The sequence below is a fragment of the Sinomonas sp. P47F7 genome (assembly GCF_049332655.1).
Classification (GTDB): Bacteria; Actinomycetota; Actinomycetes; order Actinomycetales; family Micrococcaceae; genus Sinomonas.
In genome coordinates, this window is sequence record NZ_CP186327.1 from 2508917 (window position 1) to 2528435 (window position 19519).

The following is a 19519-nucleotide window of genomic DNA, read 5'->3' on the forward strand; positions in this document are numbered from 1 at the left end:
CGCTTCAGCGCTCCCCTGCGAACTTCAGCAGCACCTTCCCCGACGTCGACGCGTCCCGTGCCACGCCGAACGCCTCGAGGGCCTGATCGGCGTCGAACACGTGGGTGACGACGGCCGTGGGGTCCAGCTCGCGGGCGCTCAGCGCCGCGATCACGTCGTCGATCTCGTCGTTGAAGCGGAACGATCCCACGAGCTCGAGCTCTCGGGCTATCGCCGTCGAGACCGGCACAGGCTGGTCTCCCGGGGGCAGGAGCCCGAGCATCACGACGCGCCCGCCCCGCGTGGCGGCGCGGATCGCGGTGCGCAGCCCCGGGACGCTCCCCGAGGATTCGATGACGATATCGGCGTCGAGGCCCTCGAGCTCCGCGGCCTCAGAGGCAAGGACCGTACGGTGTGCGCCGAGCTCGACGGCGCGCTGCAGGGGCGCCTCGAAGAGGTCAGTCACGATGGTCTCGCCGGCGCCGTGATGCGCCAGGACCGAGACGACGAGCGCACCGATCGGTCCCGCGCCGACGACGAGGACACGTTTCCCCGCAACCTCGCCAGCCTGCTTCACGGCGTGCCACGCGACGCTCAACGGCTCGATGAGCGCAGCGGCGCGGGGGTCGAGGGTCTCCGGGATGGGACGGAGCATCCGGGCCGGGAGGGCCACACGGTCCGCGAAAGCGCCCCCTCGGTGCGGACGCGTGGCTGCGCTTCCGAGATACGTCCCGCCGGGCGAGAGGTTGGGCCGGTCAGCGGGAAACCTTGGGCCGCCGACCGGGCCTGGGGTGGCGGGGTGGACGGCCACCCGCACCCCCGCTGCCGGACCGGTGCCGTCCTCGGCCCGGCGGATCACGCGGCCGACCACCTCATGGCCCAGCACGAGCGGATCCCGCAGGATGGACTCTCCCGCCGCGCCGTGAAGCCAGTAATGCAGGTCCGATCCGCAGATTCCGCCGAGCTCGATGGCCACGAGCGCCTCGTCCGGGCCGGGAACGGGCTCGGGGACCAAGTCCACCCTCACGTCATCGCGGGCGTGGGCGACCACCGCTCGAACTAGGGCGGTGCCTGTCTCAGGGCTCATGCTTCTTCTTCCTTCCGGCTCCCGATGAGTGGTTGCTACGCGCGGCGCGCCGGAACGGCGATCTGGGCCGCGACCATCCGCACTGCCTTGCCGTACCGCGCGAGGTCGGATTCGTCAGGCCGGGCGGCGATGAGGGAGACGCCGACGGCGAACCGCGGTGCCGACACGGTTTCGGGGACGACGGCGGCAACGCCAGTCACGGCAGGATGCATCCCGCCGTAGTCCACGGCGTAGCCGCGGTCTCGGACCGCGCCAAGCTGGGCGATCAGCTCTTCGACGTTCCCGACGCTTCGGGCGGGGCTCGCCTCGAAGGCGCCCGCGCCGGCGTAGCGCACCCGAAGTGCTGAATGAGACCACCGAGCTCGAGGGCGCCGCAGATGTTGCGGGTCGACGATCGGGCCGCGCCGATTCCCCTCGCGAGCTCCGTGAGGCCTACCGGTGCGGTCGAGTTGTCTGCGAGGTACTCGAGGAGTTCGATGGCGCGACTGACCGACGGAGCCGCGCTCCTGCCGGCTAGTGTCGCGTGGCGTTAGTCTCTGAATGGTTGGGTGTTTGGGAGGATGGCCTTGTGGCCAATCGTCCCGCGCCCGCATTGGGCCTTCGTGATGGTGATTTCGAGGAATTGAGGCGGCTGACGCGCTCCCCGTCGGTGCGGGCCGGGCTCGCGCAGCGGGCCCGGATCGTGCTGCTGGCCGCCGAGGGCGTGGCGAACACGGTGATTGCCGAGCGCGTCGGCGCGAGCGTCGTGACCGTTCTGGCGTGGCGGCGCCGGTACGCGGAGTCCGGGCTGGCGGGGCTCGGCGACCTGGGGCGCTCGGGGCGCCCGCGGCGGGTGGACCATGCCGAGGTCGTCTCGGCGACCCTGGCCCCGCCGCCGAAGAAGTACGGGGTGACGCACTGGTCCTCCCGGCTGCTGGGGAAGCACCTCGGGATCGGGAACGCCACGGTGGCCAAGGCCTGGCGCGAGTACGGCGTCCAGCCGTGGCGTTCCGGGACCTTCAAGTTCTCCACCGACCCCGAGCTGGTCGGGAAGGTCACCGACGTCGTGGGCCTGTACCTGGCCCCGCCCGAGGACGCCATCGTGCTCTGCGTGGACGAGAAGAGCCAAGTCCAGGCCCTGGACCGCACCGCCCCGATGCTGCCCATGCAGCCGCGCCAGATCGAGCGCCGCACCCACGACTACACCCGCCACGGCACCACGACCCTCTTCGCCGCCCTCGAGGTCGCCACCGGCCAGGTCACCGCCGCGGTCAAGCCCAAGCACAGCAGGCAGGAGTTCCTCGCCTTCCTGCGCCAGATCGACCGGGCCTACCCCGACCAGAAGCTGCACCTGGTCATGGACAACTACGCCACCCACAAGACCCCGGAGGTGAAGGCCTGGCTCGAGGACCACCCCCGCTTCAGCGTCCACTTCACCCCGACCTCCGGGTCCTGGCTGAACCTCGTCGAGGTCTGGTTCGGCATCATCGACCGCCAGGCCATCCGCCGCGGCGTCTTCACCTCCGTCAAGGACCTCAACGCCAAGATCCGCCAGTTCATCACCGGATGGAACGACCGCGCCCACCCCTTCGTCTGGACCAAGACCCCCGAACAGATCCTCGCCAAAGCCAAACCTAAAACGACTTCAGAAACGCGACACTAGTGCACTGAGTTCCTGCATGCCGTCAACTCCCTTGTTGCATGGCTCCGCGACTGGGCGGCGGAATTCAATCGAACAATTCAGTGGAATAGGGAAATCATAGGCCAGCATTCCCGATTCATCGTCATAAGTCATTCTTATCCGCCCACCCAAATTACGTCTTATGCACGCGGCCGTGCCCTTCTCTAGGCTCGAATGAAGCTCATAACATCCGCCCGCCCTCGCGGCAGCCACACTCCCTTGGAGGGGACATGTCCGACTATCAGCCAGCCTCGCGGGTCACCCGCATCCGGGAGTCCGCGAGCGTCATGGCAGCGGCGCGAGTGCGCGAGCTCAAGGCCGAGGGACGGTCGATCATCGATCTCACCGTCGGAGAGCCAGACTTCGACACGCCGGACCACGTCAAGCTCGCGGCGATCGCGGCGATCAACGCGGGCCAGACCAAATACACCTCGGTCACCGGCACCCCTGAACTCCAGTCCGCGATCCTCCGGCACGTCGAGAAGCGGACAGGCATCGCCTACGGCCCCGGAGAAATCACGATCGCCGGCGGGGCGAAGCAAGTGATCTACACGGCCTTCATGGCCTCCCTCAACTCGGGAGACGAGGTGATTGTCCCGGCGCCGTACTGGGTCTCATACCCGGACATGGTCCTCGCCAATGACGGCACGCCCGTGATCGTTCCGTGCGGCGATGAGGTGGGATTCAAGCTCACGCCCCGCGCGCTGGCCGAGGCCATCACGCCCGCCACGAAATGGCTCATCCTCAATACCCCGTCGAACCCGACGGGCGTCGTGTACTCCCGGGCCGAGCTCGAGGCCCTCGCCACCGTCCTCGGCGAGCACCCGCAGGTCCATGTGCTGACCGACGAGATCTACGACGCGATCTACTTCGGTGAGGGCCGGATCACGAGCCTCGTCGCCGCGGCCCCTCAGCTCCGCGACCGCGTCCTCGTGGTCAACGGCGTCTCCAAGGCCTACGCGATGACCGGTTGGCGCCTGGGCTACGCCGTCGGGCCGGCGAAGCTCGTGGCCTCGATCAACAAGCTCCAGTCCCAGATCTCCTCATGCCCGTCCTCGATCAGCCAGGCCGCTGCGGCCGCGGCCCTCACGGGCGAGCAGACCTTCGTGGCCGAATGCGTCGAGGCGTACCGCGGCCGGCGAGACGCCGCGGTGGCTGGCCTCAACGCCGTCGACGGCCTCTCGTGCCTCACCCCCGAGGGCGCCTTCTACGCCTATGTGAAGTGCGAAGGCGCCATCGGCAAGACGACGCCCGGTGGCACGACCCTCGAGACGGACCAGGATTTCGTCCTCTACCTGCTCGACGAGGCGTCGGTGGCCGTTATCCCGGGTTCTGCCTACGGCCTGGGCCCCTATTTCCGCATCTCTTTCGCAACGTCCCTCGAAACCATCACCGCCGGCGTGGAAGCCATCGACAAAGCCGTCCGCGCCCTCAACTGAAAACGGAAAGCAGAATGCAGCAGATGATCCACGTCAAGACGAAATTCGAGCGCCCGGCCGCGGACGTCGTCGAACGCCTCGCGGCCTTCTCCTCGGCGACCATCCACGAGGCTCAGGGCCGCAAGGGCGCGCTGAGCTCGCGCATCAAGCCGATCGACCGTTCGATGTCCTTCTGCGGCCCCGCCGTGACCGTTCGCTGTGCGCCGCGGGACAATCTCATGCTTCAAGTCGCGATCCACTATGCCCAGAGCGGCGATGTGGTGCTCGTGGGCGCCGGAGAGTTTCCCGAAGCCGGCACGTTCGGGGACGTCCTGGGCAACGCGATGAAGGCGAAGGGCATCGCCGCCATGGTGACCGATTCGGGCGTCCGCGACACACAGGACCTCATCGAGCTCGGGCTCCCCGTGTTCTCGGGAAGCATCTCCATCAAGGGCACCGTGAAGGAGACGCTTGGCCCGATCAACCACCCGCTCGTCTTCGGCGACGAGATCGTCTACCCGGGCGACATTCTGCGCGGGGATGCGGACGGCGTCGTCGTCGTTCGCCGCGAGGAGGCGGAGGAAGTCATCGCTCTGTCCCAGGCTCGCGTGGACGCCGAAGACCAACTCATCAAGGCCTACCACGCGGGCGGAAACACGATCGAGCTGTGCAAGCTGACGGACGTCCTCAAGGCCAAGGGCCTCCTCGTGGAGGACTAGAACCATCCCACACAGAGTGGGAGGGCGCCGGCAAGGCGCCCTCCCACTGCCATCAGCAACCACCGCGGGGATCCCGCCGCGGAACGCGATTCACCACCGGGAGCGGTCCGCGATTCCGTTTCCGGTCGCAACCAGCATCCACTCAGCGGTTCCGCCACCGTGCGTCGGCATAATGCTTCCTTCGAAAACGAAAAGCGGTTCCGCGGAGGAATCAACGGGGCGCCACAGGCCATTAAACGGGCAGTGCGAACCGGTCTGAACGACCACGGGGTAATGCGACTTCCTGAGGTTCCAACTGGTGTGGCTGATCTTCTTCATCTCCGGCTTCCTTGCGCTGGGACAGCTGGTTCGCTGGCCTACGAATTGATCTATTGATTCAATGGTAGGCAGCGCAATCGGCCATGAATAAGATCAAAGTCGAGTGCCAACATAAGCCGACCCTATGGATCGAGCGGACCGGAAGCTACGCCGCGTCATTCCCATAACGTCGGAGCAGCTGGTTCTTGATCATGTCGCGCAGGAGGATCAGCACCGCGGAGGCCGCCTCGGACATTGGCTCATGATCGGCCGTGCACAGGGCGATCTTGCATTGCAGAGCAGGGTCCACGATCCGGAGCACCTTGAAATCTTGGTCCGGGAAGAGGGCATCTGCGGCCGACCTCGGCAGGATCGTTGCACCAAGATTCGCGCGCAGCAGCCGCCACAGCGATGGCACCGACTCCACTTCTCCGGCGAGGCGGAGCGGCAGCCCCTGCTCGCTGAGGGCCTTGTCGACGAGTTGCCGGATCGTGTGATTGCTTTCCGGCAGGAAGAAGTCGAGCTTCGCCGCTTCTCTCAGCGGAACCGCCCCATTGGCGTCGACGGACAGATCCGATTCGGGGCTCGCCACAACGTACAGATCCTCCACGATCATGGTGGTGAACCGGACTCCACGGATCTCGCCAGGTTCGTAGATCAGCGCCATGTCGAGTTTGCCGTTCTTGATGGCCTCGCTGAGCACGCCCCCCACAATCTCCGTGAGGTGCAGCATGATGTCCGGGTACCTGCGCCTGACCTCGCGGACAATCTGCGGCGCCAGGCTCGACGCCATGCTGTACGGGGCAATGGCGATGGAGACTCGCCCAGATGGGGCTCCGCCCGACGTCGCGACGTCCTGCCGCGCCTCCTCGACCAGCCGAAGGATCGTCTGCGCGTGCCGGTACAGCGCGTTCCCCGCCGCCGTCGGCTCGACGCCCTGCTTGCTGCGAATGAGGAGCCGCTGCTTGAGCTCCTTCTCGAGCGCCGAGACCTGCTGGCTCAACGCCGGCTGGGCGACGTGGAGCGCCGCAGCGGCCTTCGTGATGCTCCCGGCATCGACGATCCTCACGAAGTACTCGAGCTTCCGCGTGTCCACGAACTCCACCCTTCTCCGCCCGTCATAACCGAACCCTATGGCGGGACACAGATCACGTCTTTGTGTGACCCAAGCCTCAATCGCTAACTTGAAGTATCGAGGCGATGTCAGAAACCACCCGAGAGGAAAGAATTCTGAATTCGTCGACCCACCGGAAATTATATCCCACCCGGCTATCCAAGGAATTGAGAAGCACGTGAACCCGATGATCGATCTCGTGGCAGATCTGGGAGAAGGATTCGGCGCCTACCGCATGGGCAACGATTCCGAGCTCTTGGACATCGTCTCGAGCGCCAATATCGCGTGCGGCTTCCACGCGGGCGATCCGGACATCATGAACAGCACCGTGGCCGAGTGTGTCCGCCGCGGCGTCGGCGTCGGCGCCCATCCGAGCTTTCCAGATCTTCGCGGCTTCGGCCGCCGAGCTATGGACCTCACGGCGGACGAAGTCCGCAACGACGTGGTCTACCAACTCGGTGGCCTCTCCTCCTTCGCGGCCTTTCACGAGACACGGGTCTCCCACATCGCTCCTCACGGCAAGCTCGGCAACCTCGTGGCGACCAGGCCCGACTACGCGGCCGCGGTCGCGGACGCCGCCGCTGGGGTCGACAAGGAGCTCATCGTCGTGGCCCAGGAGGGCGAGCTGGCCAAGGCCGCGAGGGAGCGCGGACTCCACGTCGCGCTCGTCGGAATTGTCGACCGTGCCTACCGGGAAGACGGAACCCTCGTCCCGCGGCGCCTCCCGGGCGCCGTGCTTCACGACCCCTCGGAGATCGTCGAGCGCACTGTCCGCATGGTCTGCGAGGGGAAGATCGGCACGGTTGCGGGGACGGACCTCGACATCGAGGCGGACACCGTCCTCTTGCATGGGGACAACGCTGGCGCCGTCGACCTCGCCCGCCTCATCCGCAGCGAACTCACGGCTGCTGGAGTCCGGATCGCTCCGCTCGCAGACGTGCTCGCAGCGAAGCATCCGGTGGCCTGATATGCAGACCTTCGTACCCTCCGCCGTGGAGGTCTTCGACTCCGGAATCGCGGCCGTGCGTGCGGTCGCCACTTCCGGCGACGCCGAGCGGGACTGGTCCACGGTTCACCGCCTCGCCGGATGGCTCGAGGAGTGCGGGGCCGAGGGACTTCACGGGGCCGTCCCCACGTACGACTCGGTTCTCGTGGAGTTCGATGCGCTCGCCTTGTCTGCCCGCCAGATCCGCGCTTTCATCGGCCAAGGGCTGCGACAGCTCGCGCTGTCCGCGGACGACGGCGCCGCTCCCCGTGAGTTCGACGTCCCGGTCGTGTACGGGGGCGCCTACGGGCCCGATCTCGAATTCCTCGCCGAATTCGAAGGCATCTCCGTCGAGGACGTCATCCGGATCCACTCATCCAAGACCTACGTGATCCGGTGTTTCGGGGCGCCGGCCGGCTCACCCATGACGGACGGACCAGACTTCCCGACCCCAGTTCCGCGTCTCAAGGATCCGAGGCTCAGTGTTCCGGCGGGTGCCGTCGCGGTGGCGGGACGGCAAGCCGTGATCGCGCCCGCCGTCGCCCCGGGTGGGTGGCAGGTCATCGGGCGAACTCCGCTGACCTTGCTCGATCTCGGCAGGGACCCCCTGGTCCCGTACCGGCCGGGCGATATTCTTCGCTTCCGGCCCATCGCGGAAGAGGACTTCGCAGCGTACGAGGGACACCCCATGGAGGCGCGTTTCGCGGGGCCACAGCCATGAGCGGGCAGATCATCATCCAGCAGGCCGGCAACGCGGTCGTCACCGATCTCGGACGGTTCCGCGGCCCCAGGTATGGCCTACCGGTCAACGGGGCCCTCGACCAGTATTCGGCCAGGGCCGCCAACATCCTCGTGGCGAACAGCGACAATGCGCCCCTCTTCGAACTCACGGCCCTCGATTTCCGGATGACGGCGACCTCGGACATCCTGATCGCCGTCACGGGGGCTCCTCTGGCCTTGACGGTGGGCGGGCGCGCGTGCCCGCAGTGGGAGCCCATCTCGGTCCGCGCGGGTGAGGCCGTGTCCGTGCGCGGAATCAACGGGGGCCTCAGGGCCTACGTTTCGGTCCATGGATCGGTCGATGCGCCGACCCTCCTTGGAAGCTGCGCCCCGGATACGGTCGTCGGGTTCGGGCTCAAGCTGCGGGACGGGACGGCGGTCGGAACCCGCCGCAGCGTTTCGCCGATCCGCCAGCCGTACTTCGACATGCCGCTTTTCCGCCTCGCCGCCGAGCGACCCCACACCGGGGGCCGACTCCGCGTGGACGTGACGGACGGTCCGGACTTCGCGGAGTTCGGCGACTCAGCGAGGCTGCTCTTCAGCTCGGAATACACCGTGAGCCCGAGGAGCAACCACATTGGACTGCGGCTCGGGGGCGAACTGCCGGAGCGAACCAGCTCAGGCGAGGTGCTTTCCCGAGGAGTCCCGGTCGGCGCCGTCGAAGTCCCCTCACGCGAGGAACTCCTGGTGCTCCACCGCGGGCGCGGGGTGACGGCCGGATACCCGGTGCTCGCCGTGGCCACGAGCCTCGGGCTCGATGTCCTGGCCCAGGCCCGCCCGGGCGACGCGGTCTACTTCGTCCGGGCGACCGTCGCCGAGGCGACCGCCGCCTACAGGCGTTCGATGCAACAGCTCGAAACGCTCCGAGAATCCGTCACGACTGTCTTCAACCTCCTGGGCATCGGCAGTGCGGCCCACTGGCAGGAATTGCCAGCTGCCGCCTGCGGCTGATCCCGCATCGACCCCCGAGCGCTACGCTCTCACTAGTAAGGAAAGTCATGGCAACACGACCCGAAGCTGCCGCAGCGCAGCACACACAGCTGACGAGCCGCCAGACCCTCAAGGTCGTCATCGCGGGATGCGTCGGCATCTTCGTCGAGCTCTACGACAACGGCATCTTCGCCTTCATGGCGACGACGCTCTCGCTCGTGTTCTTCGCGAAGGGAGATCCCAACGCCGCCCTCATGTTCGTGTTTGCCGGCTACGCGATCTCCTTCTTCGTTCGGCCACTCGGCGCGATCGTCTGCGGATTCCTCGGGGACCGGCTCGGCCGGCAGAAGCTCCTCGTCTTCGTCATCCTGCTCATCAGCGTCGCGACTGCGGCCGTCGGTATTCTCCCGCCGTTCTCGGCGATCGGCGTCGCGGCACCGATTCTCCTCGTGACGATGCGCCTCGTGCAGGGCTTCTCCGTGGGTGGCGAGGCGGCGGGCGCCATGACCTTCCTCGCCGAGCACGCCCCGGCACACAAGCGGGGACAGATCACGTCCTACGCGCAGATCGCCTCTTTCGCAGCCCTCCTGACGGGCACGCTCATCGGCTTCACCATGGCCCCCTGGCTCAACGCCGCGGCGATCAACGGCGGCGGGTTCGGCTCATTCGCCTGGCGCATCCCGTTCCTCGTGGCCATCCCGATGGGCTTCATCGGCTGGTACATCCGCCGCGCGATCAGCGACACCCCCAACTTCCAGCGGCTCAAGGAGGAAGGCGGCCTCTCGAAGAACCCGTACAAGGAGGCCTTCGCGTCCGCCGAGCACCGCCGCGCCATGCTCCTGGCTCTGTTCATCCCGCTCATGAACGGCTCGGGCTACTACGTCCTGTTCTCCTACATGCCGACGTTCCTCGCGGGCAAGCAGCTGCACTACTCGACCGCGAACTCCCTCCTCATCACCGCGGTGAGCCTCGTGGTCATCTGCGCGGCCATCCCGGTCATGGGAGCGCTCTCCGATCGGGTGGGCCGCAAGAAGGTCATTGCGTGGGCGGCCGTCGCCATGGCGATCGTGTGCGTCCCCTCCTACGCGCTCCTGGCGACCGGCAACATCGGCCTCGCGATCCTCGGCGCGAGCATCATGGCGATCGTGTTTGCCGGGCACACCGCTGTGATCCACATCCTCCTCGTCGAGCTGTTCCCGACCCGGGTCCGCTACTCGGCGTATGGGCTCGGCTACAACATCTCGTCCGCCCTCTTCGGTGGTACCGCTCCCCTGCTCATGACCTGGCTCATCGGCTCCACAGGGAACGTGTTCATGCCGGCGTTCTACGCCGCATTGACCGCCCTCGGCACGCTGGCCGCAGTGCTCACGGTCAAGGACCGCGCGCACGAGCCGCTGCGCGACGCCTGACTTGGCCCGCTGGCGCCGTCGTCGGACGACGGCGGCGCCGAACCTCCCGCGGACGCCGCGCCGGCGTCCCCCATCAGATCTGGAGAACGAATGCCCTTCACCGACTACAAGACCGCCCTCGTCACCGGTGCCTCGACGGGCATGGGCGCTGCGATCGCCGAACTGCTCGCCAAGCGCGGGCTCACGGTCCACGTCGCTGCCCGCAACGAGGAGCGCCTCAAGGAGCTCGCGGATCGGTCGGGCGCCATCCCGCATACCGTCGACCTCACGGACACCGCGGCGGTGGCAGCCGAGCTGGGTGGCCTCGAGGTCGACGTCCTCGTGAACTGCGCAGGGGTCTCGCGCCCCGGCAACATCCTGAGCTCCTCGGCGGAAGATCTCGACGAGATCATCGACGTCAACCTCCGCGGACTGCTTCAACTGACCCGGCTCATTCTGCCGGGAATGGTGAATCGTGACCTCGGGCACGTGGTCAACATCAGCTCAATCGCCGGCCTCTACAACTTCTACGGCCACACCGCCTACCACGCGACGAAGGCCGCCGTTCATCAGATTTCTCGCCAGCTCCGCAACGACACCGTGGGCAAGCGAATCCGCGTGACCGAGATCTGCCCCGGGCGGGTCGAGACCGAGATCTTCGGCCGCAACATGGGTGGCACTCCCGAGGCCATGGAGGAGGCCTGGAAGACGTACTACGAGGGCTACGAGTCGCTCACCACCGAGGACATCGTCAACGCGGTGGATTACGCGATCGAGACGCCGCGCCACGTCAACGTGGGGATGATCGAGCTTATGCCCACCTTCCAGGTTCCGGGTGGGCTGACATTCGACCGCCGCTGATCCGCGCGAGCGCCCGGCGATGACTGCCTGACGGCACGGCCACCGGATAGATACTAGCTAGGTGCATATCGACCACCTAGCCCGCCGGGCCGCCGCCCTTGTTCCTTCGGAGGGTACCGGCCGGGCAATCCTCGGTATCTGCGGGGCTCCCGGCGCCGGCAAGTCGACCCTCGCCGAGGCGCTCCTGCAGCGCCTGAGGAGCGAGCACGGCGCGGAGTGGGCCGCCCACGTGCCCATGGACGGCTTCCACCTCGCGGACGTCCAGCTTGCGCGGGTCGGCCTCGCGGATCGGAAGGGCGCGCCCGAGACGTTCGACGCCGACGGCTACGCCGCCTTGCTCGGACGGATCGCGGCCTCCACAGGCGGCGTCGTCTATGCGCCCGGCTTCGAACGCGAACTCGAGCAGCCGATCGCCGCCGCCCTCGCCGTGCCACCCGAGGCTCGCCTCGTGATCACGGAGGGGAACTACCTCCTCGTCGACGAGCGGCCGTGGCGCGCGGCCCGTTTGTGGCTCAGCGAAGTCTGGTTCGTGGAGACGGACCCCGCGTGCCGCGTTGAGCGGCTCATCAGACGCCACATCGAGTTCGGCAAATCCCCCGACGAGGCCCGTGACTGGGTGCTCAGGTCCGACGAGGCCAACGCGCGCATCGTCGACGCGACCAAGAGCCGCGCCGACCTCGTGGTCGTGAACGACTCAGCTGAGGCGTGACCCCGGCTTCCCCGCCGCAATCTCGCGCCGGCCGCCCGCCGTCGTCGGCCGGCCGCCGTCGTCAGGGGTTGACGGCGAGCGATGCCGCCTCCCACGCGAAGCCGTCCGGATCGCTGAAGACGCCCGCCGAGCTCGCAACGGCGAGCCGGTGCGAGCCAGTCCCCTCGGGGGCCACCCCCGCGTCCTTGGCCAGGGCGCGCCGTCCGTAGAGCGCGAGCTTGACCGGGCCGGTGTCACCGAACTCGACATACATCTTGCCGAAGCTCTTGGCGACCGTCAGGCCGTGATCCATGTAGAACCGCTTGCTCGCGCCGACGTCGGAGGCCCCGAGGAGCAGGACGAAGCTCTCGAACTCCGCCACGGCCGGGCCGGTGTCCTTCTTCGACGACGTCGCGACCTTCCAGATCGCGCCGTCGGGCGCCTGGACCACGCCACCGTATCCCCAGAGGGACTTGGCGGCGGGCTTGAGCGAGGTCGCCCCCGCGGCGAGGGCCGCGTCGAGGTAAAGGTCAACGTTGCCCGGCTGGGCGACGGTGAGCGAAAGAGTGAATCCGCGAAAGCCATCGGTGGGCGCCTGCGACTCGCGCACCCGCAGTTGGGTGCCCAGCCCGAAGGCCGTCGAGTAGAACTCCTGAGCGGCGGAGGCATCCGCCGCCTCGAGGGTGATTGTTTCGATGTTTGCCATGGTCATGACGCTAGTTGCGCCATGGCGTCTGGCGCTTCTCGAATTCTGATCAATTGGGTCATGGCCCAGCATGGTCATAGCTCGGGCACAGGGAACTCCCACCCCCGTTATACGTGCACGACAGCCCCTTGACAGGAACGGCCTCGACCCTGAAGTGGACGGTTCGGCTATTCCGCCGGGCCGCACATCGACAGGAGAACACCATGAAGGTCACCCAGCGCATCGGGTACGCAGCGGCCTCGACAGTCGCCGCGGCAGCCCTCATCGGCGGAGGCGCCGCCGTAGCGGCGAATGCAGCAACGACGCCGAGCCCGTCTGCGACGAGCGGCTCAAGCAGCAATTCCGGCGCCTCGCACCCCGGGGGCCAGCACACGGCTGCGACAGCAGACGAAACGGCCAAGGTCACGGCGGCCGTCAAGGCCAAGGACGCTAACGCCTCGGTGACGCAGGTGGAGAAGGACGCGGACGGCTCGTTCGACGCGACCGCGACGTCGAGCGGCAAGACGGTCCGGTACGAGGTCAGCGCGAACTACGCCACGGTCACCGTGGACGACCACGCGGGCAGGGGCGGTGGCCAGCGCACGCCGCTTTCGAGCGACGAGCTCGCCAAGGTGACGGCGGCCATCAAGTCCAAGGACTCCAACGCGACGGTCAAGGACTCGTGGAAGGACTCGGACGGTTCGTTCGACGTCGTCGTCACGTCCGGCAGCACCACCACGAAGTACGACGTGAGCGCCGACTACTCGACGGTGACCGCGGATTCGAACTTCGGCCAGGGCGGCCATGGGACGCACGACGGCGCCGGGTCGGGTACTCCGTCCGGCAGCGCGTCGAGCGGTGCAACCCAGGGCTGATCCAGCGGCACTTTGCTGGGCGCGGGCGGGTCAGCGAACCGCTGGCCCGCCCGTCCCCTCGCGCGCGTCGAGGTTCGCCATGACCTTGGCGAGGAGATCACGGAGCGCGACGGCCTCCGCGGCATCGAGGCCAACACAGGCACCGAACTGGACGGGAACGTCGGAGACGCGGTCGCGAAGGCGCGCGCCGGCCGCGGTGACGCTCACGAGCACGCGGCGCTCGTCCGCAGGGTCGCGCCGGCGCCCGAGGTGGCCCGCGGCCTCGAGCCGCTTGAGCAGCGGCGTGAGGGTGCCCGAGTCGAGCTGGAGCCGATCCCCGAGCTCGCCGACGGAGAGGGCGCCGTCAGCGGACCACAGGGCGAGCATGGCGAGGTACTGCGGATAGGTCAGCCCGACGTCGTCGAGCAGGTCCGCGTAGACGCGACCCACGCTCCGCGCCGCGGCGTACAGGGGGAAGCACAGCTGCCGGTCGAGGTCGAGCTGCGGATATGTTGGGCCCATCACGCCATTCTAGCTTGCGCAGTTCAATTGTGCACAATAGAGTTGTGTTCATGAGAACCCTCTACACGGCTACCGCCGTCGCGCTCGGAGACGGCCGCAACGGCCACATCCAGTCCCCCGACGGTTTCCTCGACGCCCCAGTCCGCGTGCCGCAGGAGCTCGGCGGGCCGGGCGGAGCCACGAACCCCGAGCAGCTCTTCGCGGCCGGCTACGCGGCCTGCTTCCACTCCGCCCTCAAGCTCGCCGCGACCCAGTCGCGCGCCGACGCCTCGGGCTCCGAGGTCGTGGCCGACGTCATGCTCACGGCCCTTCCAACCGGTGGCTACGGCCTCGCGGCGAATCTCGAGATCACGCTGCCGGAGCTCGACCGCGCGGCTGCGGAGGAGCTCGTGGCCAAGGCCCACCAGATCTGCCCGTATTCGAACGCCACCCGCGGCAACATCGAGGTCACGCTCAGCGTCGCGTGACCCCACCCCGTCGCCTTGGCGGCGCTCGGAGTCTCGGCGTTCAGGCCTGGGTGGAGCGACGCACCACGAGCAGCGGGGGGACAAGGACTTCCGTGCCGGGCGCCGGCATTGTGTCCTCCCCCGCGAGCCACGCCGCGGCCAACCTTCCGATCTCTTCTGCCTCGGTGTCCACCGAGGTGAGACCGATCGCATCGATCCCCGCGAGGAACGTGTTGTCGTAGCCCGTGATCGCTACGTCGGCCGGGATGCGCAGCCCGCGTTCGGTGGCCGCACCCATCGCGCCGATGGCCACGAGGTCGTTGACACACGTGAGCGCGGTCGTGTCCGGGCGCGCCGTGAAGACCCGGCGCGCCGCCGCGTGGCCGCTCTGCTCGTCGAACTCGGCGGATTCGATGTGGATGTAGTCCTCGAGCCCGCGCTCCCGCATCGCGTTGGCGTAGGCCTCCGAGCGGTGCCGGCTCGCGGGGCCACCCCCGCCGCCGAGGTGCACGATGTGCGTGTGGCCGAGAGACACGAGATGGTCGACGACCGTGCGCATGCCGACCTCGCTGTCGCTTCGCACGGACACCGCGCGGGGCAGTTCCTCGATCGAGGCCGCCGCGACGACGATCGGCAGGTCGGGGCGCAGCGTCTCGAGCTCGGAGACATCGGGGGTCACGCCGACCACGAGCAGGGCCGAGGCGTTGAGATCCTCGAACGCCTGGACGATCCGGCGATCGCTCCGGAACGTCCCGTCGCGATCCTGGATCACCGCACTGGACATGAGCCCGTATCGCCCGGCCCCGTCGAGCTCGGTGCGGACGGTGTCCACGATGGTCGCGAAGAGCGGGTTGTGGAGGTTCGACACGAGGATCCCGATAAAGCTCCCCTTGTAGGCCGAGAGTGAGCTCGCGACCCAGTTGGGCCGGAATCCGAGCCGCTCGGCCGCCGCGTGGACGCGCGCGCGGCGCTCCGGGCTCACCTTCTCGGGCTGGCGGTACACGAGCGAGACGAGGGCACGCGACACGCCGGCCTCCACCGCGACGTCCGCCATCGTGGCGCGCTTGAGTCCCGTGTCCATCGACCCTCCCCTTTTCAGAAAGAGTATGCGACCGGCGCAGCTACGCGAGACGGCGCTTGGTCTCCTCGAGCATCCAGACCGAGTTCTCGGCGGCCTTCTCTTCTTGCGAGAACACTGCGACCGTGGCGATGCCGTCGAAGTCAACCCGCTTGAGGGCGGCGAAGAATCCGTCGAGGTCCACCTCGCCCTGGCCGTACGGGAGGTGCTGATGCACGGTCGCGTTCGTCTCGGCCGGGTTCAGGAGATAGCGGCGTCCGCCCGAGGCGCGGTAGTCGAACGAGTCGGCGAGGTGCAGGTGCTTGAGGTCCGCGCCGGCGTACTCCACGATCGTGTCCGGATCGTGGCCCTGATAGAACGTGTGAGGGACGCAGTACAGGAAGCCGACGTTCGGAGAGTTGAGGCCACGGATCATCTGCACGGCTTCGATCCCGTCCTCGATGAAGTCGTCCGGGTGGGGCTCGATGTTGAGCTTGATGCCCTCCTTCTCGAGGCGGGGCAGGATGACCTCCATGGAGCGCAGGAACTGGGCCTCGCTTCGCTCCTTCTGCTCGGGCCGGCCCGAGAACTCGGAGTTCATCTGGTCGACGCCGAGCTCGACGGTGATGTCGATCGAGCGCATCCACGACCGCACGGCGGCCTGCCGCTCGTCCTCGTCGGGGCTGGACCACCGCAGGATCGGCAGCATGGAGGCGATCTTCACCCCCGTCTCGTCGAGCGCGGTCTTGAGCTCCTGGACGAGGGCGTTGTTGGCTCGCGGGTACAGGTAGAACGGGAAGAAGTCGTCGCGCTGCGAGAACTCGATCCACTCGTAGCCGAGCTCGGCGACCGTGCGGACCATCTCGGGGATGGGGAGATGCCGGAACGGCAGCGGGTCGAGGGTGATCTTCATAGCTTCTCCTTGAAGGGCGTCGAGGGATTCAGGCGCGGGTGGATTCCGGGACGCCCACGGCCTCGCGTAGGGTCCGGGCGGCGAGCGGGATCGACTCCTCGCGGGGCAAGTCCCAGTCCTCGTTTTCGATGCAGACAGCGCCGTCGAAGCCCGCCCGCCGGACGGCGGCAAGGAAGTCGGTCCACCACCGGACGTCGTGGCCTCGGCCGGCCGCCACGAAATGCCACGGCGCGTCCGCAGGAGGCCGCGTGGTGAGGTAGCGGCCGCCGAGCGGGAGCGGATGCTCCTCGGGCGGGATCTCGGTGTACCGATCGTCAAGGACGCCCCATTCCGCGATGTTGTCCTGGACCAGCACGGTGTCCTTGGCGGCCACGTGCCAGATCCGGCCGGCGAAGCGCGCCGCCATGCGGTTCGGGTCGATGCCCTGCCAGAAGAGGTGGCTCGGGTCAAGGTTCACGCCGAGGTGCTCCGAGCCGACGGTATCGAGGAGCCGCTCGAGCGTCGCCGGGCTGTAGCAGACCATGTGCGGGTGGATCTCGAGGGCGAGCTTCACGCCGTGGTCGGCCGCGAATGCCGCCGTCTCCTTCCAGTACGGAACGGCGACGGACCATTGATAGTCGCGGACCTCGAGCAGGCCGGTCTCCCAGGGGACGAGCGACCACGTGGGCAGCTTCGCCTCCGGCCCGGAGCCCACGCTGCCCGCCATGGCGTTGAGCCGGTCGAGCCCGAGCTGGGAGCTCAGCACGATCGAGTCCCGAAGGTCCTTCCGATGCGGGACGCTCACGTCGGGGTCGGGGTGCAGCGGATTGCCGTTCGCGTTGAGGATGGCCAGGTTTACGCCGGTCTCGGCGAACTGCTGGAGAAAGCCGTCCCGCATCGCGGGGCTCGCGGCGAGGGCGCCGGGGTTGCAGTGGACGTACGGGAGGAAGCCACCGGCCGGAACCTCGGCGTCGGTGATCCCCCAGTCGCGCACCCGCTCAAGCGCGTCGCGGAGGGAATGGTCCAAGAGGGCGGAGAGGTACAGGCCCACTCTCATCGGAAAAAGTCCTGGTTCATCGTCAGCGTCCTTGCTTCGGAGACATTGCGAAAATCTGCGCCTGAGGGGCGTGGCGCGGTAACAAGTATTAACGTTAGAGCGGTCTAAACAACGCTGTCAATATGTCCTATCATGTTGTTTGCGTCGGGTCCCGACGCGCAGACAGACCACCTCAGCCGCCTCATCAGCAGTTTGAAGACGAAGGAATGTTCAATGACGATCAGCCCGACCACCAAGGAAACCCGCAGGCTCCGCGTCGCCCTCATCGGCGCGGGACTCATGGCGAAGTCACACACCCTCGCCTACGGCGCCCTCCCCACGCTCTTCCCGACCCTCGCGGCCGCCCCCGAGCTGAGCGTCCTGGCGGACGCGGACGACGCGCGGGCGGAGGCCGGGGCGCGCGCGCTCGGCTTCTCACGGTGGACCAGCAGCTGGCGCGAGGCGGTCAGCGATCCGGAGGTCGACGTCGTCGACATCGTCACGCCGAACTGGCTCCACTACGAGGTCGCGATGGAGGCGATCGCCGCAGGAAAGCACGTCTACTGCGAGAAGCCGCTCGCGACCACTGCCAAGGAGGCTCGCACCATGTGGGAGGCGGCGCGCGAAGCCGGGGTGACGACCGCCGTCGGCTATTCCTACCTCGGCAACCCGGGCGTCCAGCTGATCAAGCGCCTCATTGACGAGGGCACGCTCGGCGAGCTGTGGAGCGTCAAAGGCCACTTCGTCGTCGACGCGAACGCCGACCCCGCGCTCCCCCGCACGTGGCACTACGAGCGCGGCAAGGCCGGCTTGGGCGCCCTCGGGGACATCGGATCGCACGTCGTGTCCATGGTCCAGGCCCTCGGCGGCCCGATCACGCGCGTCTTCGGCGACCTCGCGACCGTCGTCCCCGCGCGGCCCGAGGCCTCGGGCGCGCTCTCCTACGGTTCGAGGGCGGCGGCCGACGCACCGCTGCTCCCCGTCGAGAACGACGACGTCGCCACGGTCCTGGGGAGGCTCGGCAACAGCGCCGCCGTGGTCATCGAGGCAAGCCGCGTGGGCAACGGGCGCCCCTTCGACCTCGGCATCGAAGTGTTCGGTTCCAAGGGCTCGGTCCGCTTCTCCCAGCAGGATTCCTACAAGGTGGAGCTGTTCCTCCGCGGCGCCGAACCGGCCGCCTCCACCGGCACAACGACCGTCACCCTCGGCCCCGGGCACGGGGACTATGGCGCGTTCTGGCCCTTCCCGGGGGTCACGATCGGGCTCCACGAGCTCAAGGCTGTCGAGGTCAGAAATCTCTTCCAGGCAATTCTCGACAGAGGCCAGGCCTACCCGTCGTTCGAGGACGGCTGGCGAGTCACCGAAGTCCTCGAGGCGGCCGAGCGTTCCAGCCGGACGGGGATTTGGGAAGAGGTCATCTTCTAGGGTCGGCCCGCTCTATTGTCCCCGCCTTTAGAGCGGTCTAAGCCCCCCGCCCCGTGGGCGCGCCTGCCTCGACGATCTCCAGTGTCGCCATGGGGAGGTGCTGCGCGATGTCGTATGCGGATCGCAGCGGCGAGGCAACGTCGAGCCGCCCGCGCAGGAAGTAGGCCGGGATGTGGCTGATGCGGTGAAGCCGTGACGTTATGGGGTCGTCGTCCAACCGGGCGGGACCTCGTGATCAACGGCACCGGCCTCCTTTTTCTCCCGCCGCTCCTGATGTTGGTCTTCCGCCAGAAGTATCCGCGGTGGTGGTTCGACTGGAACGTTCAGCTCTTGCGGCTCACCAACCGGCTCGGGGCATACCTCCTGCTCCTCGACGACCTCTACCCGGCGACAGACGACGAGCAGGCGGTGCATCTGACCATCCGGTATCCCGACGCGCGAGCCGAGCTGAACCGCTGGCTGCCCCTCGTGAAATGGCTTTTGGCGATTCCGCACTACATCGTGCTCGCGTTCCTTTTCCTCGCCGCGCTGGTCGCGGCCGTGATCGCGTGGTTCGCGATCGTCTTCTCCGGCCGATACCCGCGCGGCCTTTTCGACTTCGTGGTGGGCGTGATGCGCTGGAGCAACCGCGTGGTGGCCTACGCCTGGATCCTCACCACTGACGCCTACCCGCCCTTCCGGCTGGGACCCTGACCG

22 protein-coding genes and 1 pseudogene are annotated in these 19519 nt (G+C 67.7%); 13 read left to right on the forward strand and 10 right to left on the reverse strand.

From position 1 onward, the window contains the following. Positions 1–4 precede the first annotated feature (4 nt). The 3 genes and pseudogenes from ACOKR1_RS11705 to ACOKR1_RS11715 all read right to left on the reverse strand — a co-directional run. Positions 5–1066 (reverse strand): L-idonate 5-dehydrogenase, encoded by a 1062-nt coding sequence (locus tag ACOKR1_RS11705; RefSeq protein WP_422933236.1) that lies wholly within the window; start codon positions 1064–1066, stop codon positions 5–7. 35 nt (positions 1067–1101) lie between these two features. Beyond that, the gene (locus ACOKR1_RS11710) at positions 1102–1401 is read right to left on the reverse strand and encodes an IclR family transcriptional regulator domain-containing protein (protein WP_422933237.1); all 300 of its coding nucleotides are present in this window, start codon (positions 1399–1401) and stop codon (positions 1102–1104) included. Next, a pseudogene (locus ACOKR1_RS11715) lies at positions 1332–1547 on the reverse strand (helix-turn-helix domain-containing protein); the annotation flags it as partial. The pseudogene ACOKR1_RS11715 and the gene ACOKR1_RS11710, both read right to left, overlap by 70 nt. Positions 1548–1634: 87 nt before the next feature. On the opposite strand from ACOKR1_RS11715, the gene ACOKR1_RS11720 reads away from it, so the two are divergent. From ACOKR1_RS11720 to ACOKR1_RS11730, 3 genes are all read left to right on the forward strand, one after another. Next, positions 1635–2708, forward strand: coding sequence for an IS630 family transposase (locus ACOKR1_RS11720; RefSeq protein ID WP_422933238.1), 1074 nt, complete (start codon positions 1635–1637; stop codon positions 2706–2708). Positions 2709–2956: 248 nt separating this feature from the next. After that, entirely contained in the window at positions 2957–4165 is a 1209-nt protein-coding gene (locus ACOKR1_RS11725; protein ID WP_422933239.1) for an aspartate transaminase, read from the forward strand. 23 nt (positions 4166–4188) lie between these two features. Further along, positions 4189–4863: a 4-carboxy-4-hydroxy-2-oxoadipate aldolase/oxaloacetate decarboxylase gene (locus ACOKR1_RS11730; RefSeq protein WP_422933240.1), complete on the forward strand. Its 675-nt coding sequence runs from the start codon at positions 4189–4191 to the stop codon at positions 4861–4863. Between the two features lie 90 nt (positions 4864–4953). On the opposite strand, the gene ACOKR1_RS11735 is transcribed toward ACOKR1_RS11730, so the two are convergent. Both ACOKR1_RS11735 and ACOKR1_RS11740 read right to left on the reverse strand, forming a co-directional pair. Then, a complete protein-coding gene (locus ACOKR1_RS11735) occupies positions 4954–5181 on the reverse strand; it encodes a hypothetical protein (RefSeq protein WP_422933241.1) in 228 nt (75 codons plus the stop codon). A 145-nt stretch (positions 5182–5326) separates the two neighbouring features. Further along, positions 5327–6256: a LysR substrate-binding domain-containing protein gene (locus ACOKR1_RS11740; RefSeq protein ID WP_422933242.1), complete on the reverse strand. Its 930-nt coding sequence runs from the start codon at positions 6254–6256 to the stop codon at positions 5327–5329. 205 nt (positions 6257–6461) lie between these two features. Here ACOKR1_RS11740 and ACOKR1_RS11745 point away from each other — a divergent pair, with 205 nt between their 5' ends. The 6 genes from ACOKR1_RS11745 to ACOKR1_RS11770 all read left to right on the forward strand — a co-directional run bounded on the left by ACOKR1_RS11745 (position 6462) and on the right by ACOKR1_RS11770 (position 11927). Then, entirely contained in the window at positions 6462–7241 is a 780-nt protein-coding gene (locus tag ACOKR1_RS11745) for a LamB/YcsF family protein (RefSeq protein WP_422936623.1), read from the forward strand. A gap of 1 nt (position 7242) precedes the next feature. Then, positions 7243–7980, forward strand: coding sequence for a 5-oxoprolinase subunit B family protein (locus ACOKR1_RS11750; RefSeq protein ID WP_422933243.1), 738 nt, complete (start codon positions 7243–7245; stop codon positions 7978–7980). After that, positions 7977–8990, forward strand: a complete 1014-nt coding sequence (locus ACOKR1_RS11755; protein ID WP_422933244.1) for a biotin-dependent carboxyltransferase family protein — start codon at positions 7977–7979, stop codon at positions 8988–8990. Before ACOKR1_RS11750 ends, ACOKR1_RS11755 begins: the two co-directional genes overlap by 4 nt. 47 nt (positions 8991–9037) lie before the next feature. Next, entirely contained in the window at positions 9038–10378 is a 1341-nt protein-coding gene (locus ACOKR1_RS11760; protein WP_422933245.1) for an MFS transporter, read from the forward strand. Between the two features lie 90 nt (positions 10379–10468). Next, the gene (locus ACOKR1_RS11765; RefSeq protein WP_422933246.1) at positions 10469–11218 is read left to right on the forward strand and encodes an SDR family oxidoreductase; all 750 of its coding nucleotides are present in this window, start codon (positions 10469–10471) and stop codon (positions 11216–11218) included. A 61-nt stretch (positions 11219–11279) separates the two neighbouring features. Further along, positions 11280–11927 carry a nucleoside/nucleotide kinase family protein gene (locus ACOKR1_RS11770; protein ID WP_422933247.1) on the forward strand — a complete coding sequence of 216 codons (648 nt, stop codon included), beginning with the start codon at positions 11280–11282 and terminating at the stop codon, positions 11925–11927. Positions 11928–11988: 61 nt separating this feature from the next. On the opposite strand, the gene ACOKR1_RS11775 is transcribed toward ACOKR1_RS11770, so the two are convergent. Further along, a complete protein-coding gene (locus tag ACOKR1_RS11775) occupies positions 11989–12612 on the reverse strand; it encodes a glyoxalase (RefSeq protein ID WP_422933248.1) in 624 nt (207 codons plus the stop codon). Between the two features lie 203 nt (positions 12613–12815). Here ACOKR1_RS11775 and ACOKR1_RS11780 point away from each other — a divergent pair, with 203 nt between their 5' ends. Further along, positions 12816–13466: a hypothetical protein gene (locus tag ACOKR1_RS11780; protein WP_422933249.1), complete on the forward strand. Its 651-nt coding sequence runs from the start codon at positions 12816–12818 to the stop codon at positions 13464–13466. A gap of 30 nt (positions 13467–13496) precedes the next feature. On the opposite strand, the gene ACOKR1_RS11785 is transcribed toward ACOKR1_RS11780, so the two are convergent. Next, the gene (locus ACOKR1_RS11785; RefSeq protein WP_422933250.1) at positions 13497–13967 is read right to left on the reverse strand and encodes a MarR family winged helix-turn-helix transcriptional regulator; all 471 of its coding nucleotides are present in this window, start codon (positions 13965–13967) and stop codon (positions 13497–13499) included. Positions 13968–14017: 50 nt separating this feature from the next. Between ACOKR1_RS11785 and ACOKR1_RS11790 the strand changes: the two genes are divergently transcribed. Continuing rightward, positions 14018–14434 (forward strand): organic hydroperoxide resistance protein, encoded by a 417-nt coding sequence (locus tag ACOKR1_RS11790; RefSeq protein WP_422933251.1) that lies wholly within the window; start codon positions 14018–14020, stop codon positions 14432–14434. A gap of 40 nt (positions 14435–14474) precedes the next feature. Here ACOKR1_RS11790 and ACOKR1_RS11795 read toward each other — a convergent pair whose 3' ends face one another. Genes ACOKR1_RS11795 through ACOKR1_RS11805 form a run of 3 tightly spaced genes read right to left on the reverse strand, consistent with a single transcriptional unit; the run spans position 14475 to position 17419 of the window. Further along, the gene (locus tag ACOKR1_RS11795) at positions 14475–15494 is read right to left on the reverse strand and encodes a LacI family DNA-binding transcriptional regulator (protein ID WP_422933252.1); all 1020 of its coding nucleotides are present in this window, start codon (positions 15492–15494) and stop codon (positions 14475–14477) included. Between the two features lie 40 nt (positions 15495–15534). After that, positions 15535–16383, reverse strand: a complete 849-nt coding sequence (locus tag ACOKR1_RS11800; RefSeq protein ID WP_422933253.1) for a sugar phosphate isomerase/epimerase family protein — start codon at positions 16381–16383, stop codon at positions 15535–15537. A gap of 28 nt (positions 16384–16411) precedes the next feature. Beyond that, complete coding sequence (locus ACOKR1_RS11805) at positions 16412–17419, reverse strand: sugar phosphate isomerase/epimerase family protein (RefSeq protein ID WP_422933254.1); 1008 nt, start codon at positions 17417–17419, stop codon at positions 16412–16414. Between the two features lie 213 nt (positions 17420–17632). On the opposite strand from ACOKR1_RS11805, the gene ACOKR1_RS11810 reads away from it, so the two are divergent. Both ACOKR1_RS11810 and ACOKR1_RS11815 read left to right on the forward strand, forming a co-directional pair. Further along, the gene (locus ACOKR1_RS11810; protein WP_422933255.1) at positions 17633–18823 is read left to right on the forward strand and encodes a Gfo/Idh/MocA family protein; all 1191 of its coding nucleotides are present in this window, start codon (positions 17633–17635) and stop codon (positions 18821–18823) included. A 231-nt stretch (positions 18824–19054) separates the two neighbouring features. Further along, positions 19055–19516 (forward strand): DUF4389 domain-containing protein, encoded by a 462-nt coding sequence (locus ACOKR1_RS11815; protein ID WP_422933256.1) that lies wholly within the window; start codon positions 19055–19057, stop codon positions 19514–19516. The last annotated feature ends 3 nt before the right edge of the window (positions 19517–19519 follow it).